Consider the following 12158-nt stretch of genomic DNA (forward strand, 5'->3'; position numbering starts at 1 on the left):
AGACCGTGATGTCCCTCCCGCCTCGCCGCGCCCGCAAGGACGAACGCCCGTCGGTTGCCGTCTCCCTTCCTCGCTCTCAGCCTGACCACGACCACGACGACGACGAGGAGGACGATTAGTCCGGATAACCCCTGGTCACCGAGTCCGGCCCGGGCCGCCGGAGGCGGCTGCTGTTCGCGCCTCGGACTGCCAGAGATTCAGGCCTTTGGGGCTGCGCATGAATGGCCGGCAAGGCCGCTATTTCCCTCCGGGCCCAGATCAACGAAAATCAGTGACAATCCGTGGCTGTCTTGCTGCGGTGCTTCGCAGCGGCGCTAGCTCGCAGGTTTGCCGCCTGGCAGGTTACGCAAGTTCGGATGTTCGGAGGTCCGCCTCGCATGCCTGACATGAATGGCCGTCGCGTCGTCATCACCGGCATGGGCGCCATCACACCGCTCGGCAACAGCGTCGACGAGTTCTGGCAGGGCTGCGTCGAAGGCCGGTCCGGCATCGACTGGATCACTTTTGTAGACACGACGAACTACCCGGTGAAGGCTGACGGAGAGGTCAGGAACTTCGACCCTCAGAACTACATGGACCGCAAGGAAGCCCGGCGCATGGCTCGCTTCGCCCAACTCTCCGTGGCAGCGGCGCGCATGGCTATCGAGGACTCAGGCCTGCGCATCGAGAAGGAGGACCCGGCGCGGATCGGCGTCCTCCTGGGTTCCGGCATCGGCGGCTATCCCGAGACCGACGAGACGATGCGCACCATCGTCAGCCGCGGCGGCGACCGCATCGACCCCTTCTACATGGCCAAGCACCTCCCGAACATGGCCGCCGCCCAGATCGCGATGCAGTTCCAGGTGAAGGGCTACAACAACACCGTCTCGACGGCATGTGCGGCTGGCACGCAGGCCATGGGCGACGCCCTGAATATCCTCCGCCTGGGCCGGGCCGATGTCATGTTCGCCGGCGGCGGCGAGGCTGGCATCTGCGAGTTGGGCCTGGCCGGCTTCAACATCATGCGCGCCCTCTCGACCCGCGCGGACGACCCGAAGAAGGCGAGCCGTCCCTTCGACAGAGACCGTGACGGCTTCGTGCCGGCCGAGGGGGCAGCCGTCTTCATCTTCGAGACCCTGGAGCACGCCATGAGACGCGGCGCGCGCATCTTGGCGGAAGTCGCGGGCTACGGCGCCAGCTCGGACGCTTATCACATCGTTCAACCCTGCGGCGACGGCGAAGGCGCCATTCGCGCCATGCGCTGGGCGATCGAAGATGCCGGCCTGACCATCGACGACATCGACTACATCAACGCCCACGGCACCTCGACGCCGGCCAACGACGCCTCCGAGACGGCCGCCATCAAGGGGCTGTTCGGCGAGCGGGCATACCAGATACCAGTAAGCTCGACCAAGTCGATGATCGGCCATGCCCTCGGCGCCTCGGGGGCCATCGAGTCCGTGGCCTGCGTGAAGGCGATCGAGACCGGAATCCTGCCGCCGACGATCAACTACGAGACGCCGGACCCGGCTTGCGACCTCGACTATGTGCCGAACACGTCCAGGAATGTCGGCGATGTGCGCGCCGTGCTCAAGAATAGCTTCGGCTTCGGCGGTCAGAACGCCTGCCTTGTCTTCCGCAAGTTCGAGGGCTAGCGTCGCGGACAACCGGCCGGGAGGGAACGCCGGTCTCGCGGGGCGAGGGCATGCTGATTGCCGGCGTTGAGCCGTCACGGAGTCCTGTACCGGCCACCATCGAGCCTCCCGGGTGTATAGGATGTCCTGGTCCCCGCACACCGCCTCCTTGACAGGCCTGGGCATGCCGATAAGATGATCGTGATACCTCGGCATCGAGAAAGGCACTTCTGAGAAGCGATAGCGCCCGTGGCGGCGGCGGCCCGCTCCTACCGTGGAGCCATCGAGTTCCCGCCCTGCCTCCCCTGCATGTCATTAGACGAACCTCCTGATAGACGCACTCCTCAACTCACCGACCGCGGCAGCGCAGTGGCGCTGCCAGCCATGAGCGCCTGGCCGTGAACAGCCCGTTGGTGCTCGTGCTGGCTGCCGGCGCGTCGAATCGCTTCTGGCCCCTCGAGGACAAGCCTTTCTTCCCCTTCGGCGGCACCTGCCTGCTGGAGCGCCACCTGCGCATCCTGCGCGACCTCGGCTGCGAGCGGTTCGTCGTCGTCGTGAGGCCCGGCATGGAAGCGCGCGCCCAGGAGATCGGCGCGGCGCTGGGGATCGGCCACGTGCGGACGGCAGTGCAGGACAAGGCAACGGGCATGGCGGGCGCGGTCCTGAGCGCGATGGAGCACATCGAGGCGCAAGGCGACGCGCCCCTGTACGTCACGCAGGCGCAGGACCTGGTGAGCCGCGACCTCCACTCCCGCGTGCTCTCGGCGGCAGCGCGCGGCGACTCTTTCGCGGCGGTGGCGGCGGCGCGCGTGAGGCATTACTTCCCGGGGGGCTACCTGACGGTGGAGGGCGACCGCATCACGTCCGTCGTGGAGAAGCCCGGTGCCGGCAACGAGCCGAGCGACCTCGTGAACATCGTCGCCCACGCCTTCGCTTCGGCGCGGCCCCTGCTCGATGCCGTGCGACAGGAGTCCAGCCCGGTCTCGAGCGACGATTCGTACGAGCGGGCGCTTGCTTCGCTCATGCGGGAGCAGGTCTTCCGGCCCGTGGTGTACGAGGGGCGCTGGCAGGCGTTGAAGTTCTCCTGGCAGGTGCTGGACGTCATGGACTTCCTCCTGGCGGAGTGGGCCAGCGGCGCTGAGCCCCTGCCCGACGGCTACGAGGTGCGGGAGGACGGCGTGATCATGGGCCGCGATGTCCGCGTCTATCCGGGCTCGCACATCGTTGCGCCGGCGCTCATCGGCCACGGCGCTGTCATCGGCCACAACGCGCTGGTCCGCGGCTCCATGGTGGGAGAGGGCGCCGTGGTCGGGTTCGGCAGCGAGGTCGCGCGCAGCTATGTTGGCCAGAGGGTCGAACTACACCACAACTACGTGGGCGACAGCGTGCTGGCCGCCGGCTCTTCGATGGGCTTTGGCGGCACGACGGCGAACTTCCGCCTCGATGGCCGCACGGTGCCTTCGATGGTGGGAGGCGAGCGAGTCGACACCGGGCGCGAGAAGTTGGGCGCCGTGCTCGGGACGGACGTGAAGGTCGGTGTCAACACCAGCCTTATGCCCGGCGTAAAGGTGGGCGCCGGGGCGATCATCGGTCCCAACCTGCGCATCAACCGGGACGTGCCGCCCGGCGAGCGCGTGCTCTACGACGATGAGTATGGACGTTTCTAGCGCCGTGGGGATCGCCGTCGTGGCGCTGGCCATGGCCCTGATAGCGTTCGTGGCCGCGGCGGAAGCGGGGCTCGTGACGATCAGCCGGGCGCGGGTGCGCGTGCTGGCCGGCCGCGGCGTACCACGCGCGGCGATCCTGCAGTCATACATGCAGGAGCGCGAGTCGCTGCTCGACGCGCTGTTGCTGGCGCGCCTGACAGCCTACGTGCTTGCCGTGACAGTCGGCGCCCTCATCGTCGCTGACGAACGCGGCATCGGCTGGGACGTCGTCGGCATCGTCGTGGTGGCGGCTGTCCTGCTCGTGCCGCTGCTGGAGGCGCTGCCGCGCTGGATCGTCACCCGCGACCCCGAGCGCTGGGGCCTGCGCATGTCGCCCCTGATGGGCGTCTTCAAGTCCGCCTTCGGGCTGCCCGCTCACATCCTCAACCTGCCAATCCGCACCGTCCTGCGCCGCCGCCAGGACAACGAGGAGGACGAGGAGATGATGCGGATGATCGAGCTCGAGGAAGACGAAGGGGAGATCGAGGAGGACGAGCGCAAGATGATCCGCGGCGTCTTCGGTCTCGAAGAGACCTCTGTGCGCGAGATCATGACCCCCCGCATCGACATCGTGGCTCTGGAGGCGGATGCCGACCCTCGCGAGGCGCTCCGGCTCAGCGCCGAGCGCGGCCTCAGCCGGCTGCCAATCTACGAAGGCAACCTCGACACCATAGTGGGAGTGGTCTACGTGAAAGACCTCATCCGCTACCTGGCGCTCGGGTCAGAGTTGCCGAAGCTGCGCGACATCGCGCGCAAGCCGTTCTTCGTCCCCGAGTCCAAGCGCATCGACGACCTCCTGACGGACATGCGGAGGCAGCGCGTACACATGGCGATCGTGGTCGACGAATACGGCGGCACGGCGGGCCTGGCGACGATCGAGGACCTCCTCGAGGAGATCGTCGGCGAAATCGAGGACGAGCACGACGTGGGCGAGCCCAACATCGTCGTCCTGTCCGAGACCGAGGCCGTCTTCGACGGGCGAGTCGGCATCGACGAGCTCAATGAGCTCTTCCACACCGACATCAAGGGCGAGGAGTTCGACACGGTCGGGGGCTGCGTGTTTCACCTCCTCGGCCGAATGCCATCGGTCGGCGACGAGGCGGCGACCGACGGCGTCCACCTCAAAGTGCTCGCCGTCGACGGCAACCGCATCAAGCGCGTGCGGGTCACCGTCGAGCCGCGCTCGGAGGCCGACCACACCGAGCCGGGCAACGGACGTAACGGTAGCGGCCGCAGCGGCAACGGGCATTAGCTAGCGCCAACGCCCCGTGGCCGCCGCCCTGGCTCCGAAGCAGGGCTTCTCGGCGCGTTCAGGGCTTCTCGGCGTATATGAGCGCGCTGGCCAGCGTCTTTTCTGGGTCAAGCTGCTTTGGCTCGGCCCGCGCGCCGGTAAAGCCAGCTTCCTGGATCGCGGCCAGGTATTCCTGAAGCGGCAGGGCGCCCGCGACGCAGCCGGCCCAGGACTCGGCGCCTTCGGCGTCCGCAGGCCGCTCGCCCAGCCAGACCATGTCGGAGACGCGCAGGCGGCCGCCCGGCCGGAGGACCCGGAAGGCTTCGCGGAAGACCTGGCGCTTGTCCGGCGAGAGGTTGATAACGCAGTTCGAGATGATCACGTCGACGGACTCGTCCGGCAGCGGCAGGTCCTCGATCTCGCCCAGCTTGAACTGCACGTTCGTTGCCCCCACCTTCGCCGCATTCTCGCGCGCCAGGTTCATCATGTCGGGCGTCATGTCGACGCCGATGACGCGCCCGGTTGGGCCCACCTGCCTGGCCGCCAGGAAGCAGTCGATGCCGCCACCGGAGCCCAGGTCGAGCACGGTCTCACCCCTCCTGAGCTCGGCGATCGCGGTGGGATTGCCGCAACCGGCCGCGGCCTCCAGGGCGCCGGCGGGAAGGCCTTCCACCTCGGCCTGGGCATAGAGCCCCTTCACGAAGCTGACTTCAGCCTCGCTCGGGGCAGCCGGTGCACAACAGGAGTCGTCGCAGCTGGCGTCCGCGCTCGCGGCCACGACCTCCAAGGGGATCGAGTCCTCCAACGCTGCTGCCCTGCGGGCCCTGGCGCCGTAGCGCTCGGCCACCGCGCGCTTGATCTGCTCTGAGGTCATCTCCGTCATGTGTTCACTCCTCCCTCTGGCTGTCAGTGGTCGACGTACTGCTGATGCTGGCAAGGAACTCCTGGACGCGGCGGCGCATGCCCCGTACCGTCTCTCTGAAAGCAGCGAGCTTGTCCTCTTCGCTCCCTTCGACGGCCGCCGGGTCGGGGAAGCTCCAGTGCAGGCGCACGGGCGCGCCGGGGAAAATCGGGCACTCCTCCGCCGCGGAATCGCAGACGGTAATGACGTAGTCGAAGCGCTGGCCTGCGAACTCGTCTACGCTCTTCGAGCGAAACCCCTCGATCGATATGCCTTCGTCCGCCAGCACGCGCGCGGTGTACGGGTTGAGGCCCTTCGGCCGGGTGCCGGCGCTGTGTACTTCGAAGCGGTCGCCGCCGGCCTCGCGCAGGAGCGCCTCGCCGATCACGCTGCGGGCGGAATTGCCTGTGCAGAGAAAGAGCACGCGCAACGGTGGCATCAGTCGTCGCCTCTCACAAGCTCGTAAGCCAGGGCGCCCAGCCCGGCGCCAAGGGGCGGCGCGACGATGTACACCCAGACCGACGTCAGTTCGCCGGAGACCAGCGCAGGGCCAAGCGAGCGCGCGGTGTTCATCGAGGCGCCGGAGATTGGTCCGGCAAACAGCGCCTCCAATCCCACGGTACCACCGATGGCGATCGCTGCCGCCTGGCCCACGGCGCGGGCGTCGGTCGCGACGGAGATGATGACGAACATGAGGAAGAAAGTAAGCACTACTTCGAGCACGAAGGACTCGGCCTCGGGACCTGCGGGGACAGTCGAGCCAAGGTTGGCAATGTCGCCAAAGAGGGCGAAGAGGAGCAGGGCCGCAAGCACAGCGCCGGCGACCTGCGCCGCCCAGTAAGGCACAACGTCCTTCAGCGGGAAGCGGCGCGCGACGGCGAAGCCGAGGGTGACGCCGGGGTTGAAGTGGGCGCCGGAGATGTGGCCGACGGCGTAGATCATCACCATGATCACGAGGCCGAAGGTCGCGGCGATGCCTTCATGCGAAATGGCGCCGCCGCGTTCGGCGCTAATCACGATCGCGCCGCAGCCGGCGAAGACGAGGGCGAACGTCCCGAGGAGCTCCGCCGCCGTCCGGTGCAGCAAGGGCATCAGCGTCACTGTCGCGCGCTCTGTGGCCGCCTCTTGGGCGCTCACAGGGCTACGACCGCCTGCTTGAGCCAGAGCAAAGCGTCGCGCTTTACGCAGTAGGCCGCGCGGGCGCCCGGCGCGCACTGCTCGATCAGCCCCGCGTCCTTCAGCACGCGCAGGTGCTCGGAGACCGTCGACTGCGCCAGCGCCACTTCCTGCGTGAGGTCGCAGCACTGGCGCTCGCCGCTGTCGGAGAGCGTGCGCACGATCTCGAGCCGGGCCGGGTGCGAGAGCGCCTTTAACATCGCCGCAAGTCTATGGATATCGGGGTCCACGAGTGCCATATCATCGCCACTTTACGATGATTACGGAGCCTGTGCAAGAGGTCTGGAGGCCGACGTCCCGGGAAAAGTGCCGAGCCAAAGGACAGACCGGCACACGGTGTGCACCCCATCGAGGGCCGTGAGTGCTCTAGGCTCCATCGCCGTGCCGGCCGGCCAGTGCTTCTATCGGGCGCTCTGTGGAACCTCTGTGCTAACATCTCTGCCCGATGAACGGCGTCACTTCTGAGGAGCGGAAGTACTGGGTTGCGTTCTCCCGCATTTCGCGCATCGGCGCGGTCCGGGCGGGGATGCTGCAGGCGCACTTCAGCTCCATGGCGGAGGCCTGGAAGGCGAGCGCCGCCGAGCTGATGGCGGCGGGCCTGGACCGCGGCACGGTCACGAGCATCGTCAACGGCCGCGGCGCCATCGACCCGGACGCCGAGATGGAGCGGCTGCAGAAGTCGAACATTAAAGCCTACTGCTGGCTCGACGAAGAGTACCCGCCGCGGCTGAAGGAGATCGACGACAAGCCCCCGGTACTCTACGTACGGGGCACGCTCCTGCCGGACGACGAATGGGCTGTGGCGATGGTAGGGACGCGACGAGCAACGCCTTACGGCAGGCAGGCGGCCGAGCACTTTGCCACTGACCTCTCGCGCCACCGCATCACCATCGTCAGCGGCCTGGCGCGCGGCATCGACGCGGTCGCGCACCGCGCCGCGCTCGCGGGCGGCGGCCGCACGATCGCCGTGCTGGCCTGCGGCCTCGACATGGTTTATCCGCCGGAGCATGCTAAGCTGGCTCAGGAGATCATCCAGCACGGCTGCCTGGTCAGCGACTATCCGGTCGGCACGCAGCCGAGAAGTGAGTACTTCCCGCGCCGCAACCGGATACTCAGCGGCATAAGCCTCGGAGTCCTCGTGGTCGAAGGCGACGTCGATAGCGGCGCGCTGATTACGGCGCGCATGGCGCTGGACCAGAACCGCGAGGTGTTCGCTGTCCCGGGAAGCATCTACTCGCCGACCTACAGGGGCGCGAACAAGCTGATACAGGAAGGCGAGGCCAAGCTGGTTGCGAGTGCCGAAGACATACTGGAAGAATTGAACCTGACTATGGCCACCCACCAGATGGAGCTGCGCGAAGTACTGCCTACCGATCCCACGGAGGCCAGGCTACTAAAGGTCATCAGCAACCAGCCGATCCACATCGATGAGGTGCAGCGCGCGAGCGGGCTACCGATCGCCACGGTGTCCGGCGCCCTGGCCATGCTGGAGCTGAAGGGGATGGTGCGCCAGATCGGGCCGATGAGCTTCGTCCGGGCCCGGGACGCGGGCGCTGTCGCGTATTCTGTGTCGAAGTAAGGACCCCGCCAATGCCAGGAAAGAGCAGCGGCGCTGCCAACAAGGCAGCCGGCAAGACATCACGGAGGTCAGCCGCGACACGCGGCAATGGCCGCGCGAGCCGCTCCATGAGCGCGACAAATGGCCGCGGGCCGGTGACCCCCGGCGGCCGGGACCTCGTAATCGTGGAGTCGCCGGCGAAGGCGCGCACGCTGTCGGGCATCCTCGGCGACGGCTACGAGATCACTGCCTCTATCGGGCACGTCCGCGACTTGCCGACCTCGAAGCTAGGGGTCGATGTGGAGCGGGACTTCGAGCCGCAGTACGTCGTGCCCCGGGAGAAGAAGGAGGTCGTCGGCCGCATCCGCGAGGCCGCGGCCCGGGCCGGCACGGTGTACCTGGCTACTGACCCTGACCGCGAGGGCGAGGCAATCTCCTGGCACTTGGTCGAGGCCGCGGACCTGCGAGGCAGGCCTTATCGCCGCGTCGTGTTCCACGAAATCACTCCTCAAGCCGTGCGGGAGGCCTTCCAGCACCCGCGCGACATAGACAGCGCGCTGGTCGATGCCCAGCAGGCGCGCCGCATCCTGGACCGGCTCGTCGGCTACAAGATCAGTCCGGTGCTCTCGAAAAAGGTGCGGCGCGGCCTCTCCGCCGGACGGGTCCAATCCCCGGCGTTGCGGATGGTGGTGGAACGCGAGCGGGAGATCCAGAACTTCGTCCCGCGAGAGTACTGGACTATAGACGCCGTGCTGGCGAAGGAAGGCGTGGAGCCCGCGTTCAGCGCCAGGCTGCGAGGCGTCGCCGGTCAGCGGACCTTCGAGATCCCTAGCGGTGACGATGCCCGCCGGATCGAGACTGAGCTGCGCTCGGCGTCGTACGTGGTCAAGACTGTGCGGCGGCGGGACCAGCACAGGCGGCCAGCGCCGCCCTTCACCACGAGCACGCTGCAGCAGGAGGCGTCGCGGCGCTTCGGGTTTACTGCCCGCCGCACCATGGCGCTGGCGCAGCAGCTTTACGAAGGCATTGCCATGAGGGGGTCTGGCCCGACCGGCTTGATCACCTACATGCGCACGGACTCCACAAACCTCGCCGAGGCCGCGGTGAACGAGATCAGGGGTTTCGTCGCGCAGCGGTTTGGCGCCGACTTCCTGCCGAGCGCGCCGCGAGTGTACAAATCCCGAAAGGGCGCGCAGGAGGCTCACGAAGCGATCCGGCCGACATCGGTTCTGCGGGCGCCGGACTCCCCGGACCTGAGGGGCCTGACGAACGACCAGCGCCGGCTGTACACGCTGATCTGGCAGCGCACCGTCGCCTGCCAGATGGCGGACGCGGTCCTGGACTCGGTCTCAGTCGACATCGACGCCCGCACCGCTGACGGCGCTCGCACTTACCATCTGCGCGCGACGGCGTCCGCCGTCCGCTTCCCGGGCTACCGTCAGGTATACGAGGAAGCGCGCGACGACGACAGCGCGGACCAACCTGCCGGGCCGCCGCTCCCGGAGCTCGATGCCGGCGATCCGCTGCAACTGCGCGAGCTGAAGCCGGAGCAGCACTTCACCGAGCCGCCACCGAGGTATACCGAAGCCACGCTGGTGAAGGCCCTGGAAGAGAACGGCATCGGTCGCCCGAGCACTTACGCGGCGATCATGTCCACTCTCCAGGAGCGTGGCTACGTCGAGCGGGTCGAGCGCCAACTGCGGCCGACGGAACTGGGCTTCGTGGTCAACGATTTCCTCACCGACCAGTTCCCCGACTACGTCGACATCAAGTTCACGGCCGAGCTCGAAGAAGAACTGGACGAGATTGCGGGCGGCGTACGGACCTGGCGGCCCGTGGTGCGCGAGTTCTACAACCCCCTCGAGAGGCGGCTGCGCGAGGCTGAGAGCGCGCCCATCGTGGCTCAGGAGACCGGCGAGGTCTGCCCTGAGAGCGGGCACCCGCTGATCCGGCGTTTCGGCCGCTATGGCCCCTTCCTGGCCTGCACCGGCTATCCGGACTGCCGCTACACGCGGCCGGATAAGGAGGACGAGCAGGCGACGGAGACGGACGAACAGTGCGACGTATGCGGCTCGCCGATGGTCGCGAAGCGCGGCCGCTTCGGCCCCTTTCTGGCCTGCAGCCGGTACCCGGAGTGCAAGGGCACCAAGCCGCTCCTGGTGAAGACAGGCATCCCTTGCCCGCTGGATGGCGGCGAGATCGTCGAGCGCCAGAGCAAGAAGGGCCGGCGTTTCTACGGCTGCTCCAACTACCCGAAGTGCGACTACACCAGCTGGCAGCGGCCGCTGCCGACCGTGTGCCCTGACTGCGGCGGCCTTGCCGTGGCCGAGCGCGGCCGGCGCGCGCGCTGCACCGTGTGCAACTGGAAAGGCCCGCAGGCGGACACGGTCGAGCGCGGTAAGGCGAGGCCGCGCGCGGCGCCCGCCGGGGTTGGATAGGAGCTAGAAGTGGCCTTCTCACCCGCCGGAGAGGCCCGGGACCCGAAACGCTCGACCCCCTCGCCTTCTTCCCGGCCGGCGAGCCGCGACAGCAGGGCGGCCGCTGCGGCTCAGGTCGCCGCGCTCGATCCGCGGACGCTGGACCTCCTGGGACGCTTTCTGCGGGAGCGGGGAGCGAGCCGCAACCTTTCGCAGTACACCCTCCGCAACTATCGCGCTGACATCCTCCCCTTCCTGGCCCACCTGGCAGAGCGGGAGGTCGACCCGCTCCAGGCGGCACGGGGCGACCTGCGCCGCTATCTGGCGCGCCTGGTGAGCGCAGGCACGGCGGCGGCGAGCGTGACGCGCAAGGTCAGCACCATTCGCGGCTTCTACAAGTATCTGCGCGCCGAGGGCGTGATCGATAACGACCCCTTCTACGGGGTCAAGGGGCCCCAGAAGCCGCGGCGACTGCCGAAGTTCCTCTCGGAGGAGGAGGTCGGCAGGCTCATCGCGGCCGCTGACAGTAGCGAGCCGGCCGGCATGCGCGACCGAGCGCTACTGGAGCTCCTGTACGGGGCGGGTCTGCGGGTGAGCGAGGTCGCGGGCCTGGACGTCGCCGACGTGGACCTTCGGGACCGGGTGGCCCGCGTGCGGGGCAAGGGCCAAAAGGAGCGCATCTGCGTCTTCGGCGCTCCGGCGGAGGCGGCGCTGGCCCGCTATCTGCGCCACGGGCGTCCGGCGCTTGCGGCGGCGAAGGAGCCGGCGCTATTCCTCAACCGTTTCGGCGGGCGGCTTTCCGCCCGCTCGGTGCAGATGCTCGTGCGTGGCTACGCCGCCAAGGCGGGTATTCCCCGGGAGGTGCATCCGCACCTCCTGCGTCATAGCTTCGCCACGCACCTCCTCGATGGCGGAGCGGACCTGCGCGTGGTGCAGGAACTCCTGGGACACGAAAGCCCCAACACGACTCAGGTCTATCTCTCCGTGACCGAGTCCCGAAAGCGGGCGGCCATGGAGGAGGCCCTGGAGGGCCTCCGGGAGGTGGAACTGCAGCGGGCCGCCCGCCGGCGCGCAGGAGGGAGCGCCAGAGCAGACTAGTCCGCCACTGCGAAGTGCTGTCGCGCTGACCGAGAACTATACAGGCGCGCAGAGGTCTTCACGAAATGACAACGCATTGGCTCCGCGACAGGTCGCCATCGTTAGCGTTGTCGCGCCAGACTCCGCCCATGGACCCGAAACAGAAGGCGGAGATGGCGAAAGCGTTCCGACAGGTCGCGGAACTGATCCGTGCGACAGGCCGGCAGCAGGGAAAGCGGGCGCGGCCGCCCGGCGGAGGACGGCGTGCAGCCTGAGCGCGACGAACAGGGCAACGTCTGGGAGATCCGGAATCCGGACTCTGGCTCCCGCCCTGCCTACGAACGCCGCCTTCTGCTCCGCACCGCGCACATCCTGGAGGAGGCCTCGCGCCATCCCGGCAGCGTACGCGGCGTCCTCTGCGTCCTGATGCTCGACCCCTCCGTCGAGCCGCGCGAGGTCTTCGGGGAGGTGGCCGAAGA

11 protein-coding genes are annotated in these 12158 nt (G+C 68.0%); 7 read left to right on the forward strand and 4 right to left on the reverse strand.

Going from position 1 to position 12158, the window contains the following annotated elements; genetic code table 11:
• The first annotated feature begins 377 nt into the window (after positions 1–377).
• The 3 genes from fabF to VNN10_06215 all read left to right on the forward strand — a co-directional run bounded on the left by fabF (position 378) and on the right by VNN10_06215 (position 4571).
• Positions 378–1634, forward strand: a complete 1257-nt coding sequence (gene fabF / locus VNN10_06205; GenBank protein ID HXH21603.1) for a beta-ketoacyl-ACP synthase II — start codon at positions 378–380, stop codon at positions 1632–1634.
• Positions 1635–2011: 377 nt separating this feature from the next.
• Positions 2012–3280, forward strand: a complete 1269-nt coding sequence (locus tag VNN10_06210) for an NTP transferase domain-containing protein (protein ID HXH21604.1) — start codon at positions 2012–2014, stop codon at positions 3278–3280.
• The gene (locus VNN10_06215) at positions 3267–4571 is read left to right on the forward strand and encodes a hemolysin family protein (protein ID HXH21605.1); all 1305 of its coding nucleotides are present in this window, start codon (positions 3267–3269) and stop codon (positions 4569–4571) included. Before VNN10_06210 ends, VNN10_06215 begins: the two co-directional genes overlap by 14 nt.
• Before the next feature lie 58 nt (positions 4572–4629).
• On the opposite strand, the gene arsM is transcribed toward VNN10_06215, so the two are convergent.
• The 4 genes from arsM to VNN10_06235 are packed head-to-tail and all read right to left on the reverse strand — an operon-like array spanning position 4630 to position 6827.
• Entirely contained in the window at positions 4630–5433 is an 804-nt protein-coding gene (gene arsM, locus VNN10_06220) for an arsenite methyltransferase (protein ID HXH21606.1), read from the reverse strand.
• Between the two features lie 4 nt (positions 5434–5437).
• Positions 5438–5890 carry an arsenate reductase ArsC gene (locus VNN10_06225; GenBank protein HXH21607.1) on the reverse strand — a complete coding sequence of 151 codons (453 nt, stop codon included), beginning with the start codon at positions 5888–5890 and terminating at the stop codon, positions 5438–5440.
• Entirely contained in the window at positions 5890–6588 is a 699-nt protein-coding gene (locus VNN10_06230) for an MIP family channel protein (GenBank protein HXH21608.1), read from the reverse strand. The genes VNN10_06225 and VNN10_06230 overlap by 1 nt, the downstream gene beginning before the upstream one ends.
• Complete coding sequence (locus VNN10_06235; GenBank protein HXH21609.1) at positions 6585–6827, reverse strand: metalloregulator ArsR/SmtB family transcription factor; 243 nt, start codon at positions 6825–6827, stop codon at positions 6585–6587. Before VNN10_06235 ends, VNN10_06230 begins: the two co-directional genes overlap by 4 nt.
• 245 nt (positions 6828–7072) lie before the next feature.
• Between VNN10_06235 and dprA the strand changes: the two genes are divergently transcribed.
• From dprA to VNN10_06255, 4 genes are all read left to right on the forward strand, one after another.
• The gene (dprA, locus tag VNN10_06240) at positions 7073–8206 is read left to right on the forward strand and encodes a DNA-processing protein DprA (protein HXH21610.1); all 1134 of its coding nucleotides are present in this window, start codon (positions 7073–7075) and stop codon (positions 8204–8206) included.
• 107 nt (positions 8207–8313) lie between these two features.
• Positions 8314–10623 carry a type I DNA topoisomerase gene (topA, locus tag VNN10_06245; GenBank protein HXH21611.1) on the forward strand — a complete coding sequence of 770 codons (2310 nt, stop codon included), beginning with the start codon at positions 8314–8316 and terminating at the stop codon, positions 10621–10623.
• 9 nt (positions 10624–10632) lie between these two features.
• Entirely contained in the window at positions 10633–11700 is a 1068-nt protein-coding gene (gene xerA / locus VNN10_06250; GenBank protein HXH21612.1) for a site-specific tyrosine recombinase/integron integrase, read from the forward strand.
• Between the two features lie 243 nt (positions 11701–11943).
• Positions 11944–12158, forward strand: a 215-nt coding sequence (locus VNN10_06255) for a hypothetical protein (protein HXH21613.1), incomplete at its 3' end; no start/stop codon positions are given.

This window comes from Dehalococcoidia bacterium (assembly GCA_035574915.1).
Classification (GTDB): Bacteria; Chloroflexota; Dehalococcoidia; order DSTF01; family WHTK01; genus DATLYJ01.

What these genes read in the sequence shown, in the direction of transcription:
- VNN10_06215 (HXH21605.1), top strand. Translation starts at nt 3,267, where the DNA reads ATGGACGTTTCTAGCGCCGTGGGGATCGCCGTCGTGGCGCTGGCCATG.
- VNN10_06235 (HXH21609.1), bottom strand. Translation starts at nt 6,827, where the DNA reads ATGTTAAAGGCGCTCTCGCACCCGGCCCGGCTCGAGATCGTGCGCACG.
- VNN10_06225 (HXH21607.1), bottom strand. Translation starts at nt 5,890, where the DNA reads ATGCCACCGTTGCGCGTGCTCTTTCTCTGCACAGGCAATTCCGCCCGC.
- fabF (HXH21603.1), top strand. Translation starts at nt 378, where the DNA reads ATGCCTGACATGAATGGCCGTCGCGTCGTCATCACCGGCATGGGCGCC.
- topA (HXH21611.1), top strand. Translation starts at nt 8,314, where the DNA reads ATGAGCGCGACAAATGGCCGCGGGCCGGTGACCCCCGGCGGCCGGGAC.
- dprA (HXH21610.1), top strand. Translation starts at nt 7,073, where the DNA reads ATGAACGGCGTCACTTCTGAGGAGCGGAAGTACTGGGTTGCGTTCTCC.
- arsM (HXH21606.1), bottom strand. Translation starts at nt 5,433, where the DNA reads ATGACGGAGATGACCTCAGAGCAGATCAAGCGCGCGGTGGCCGAGCGC.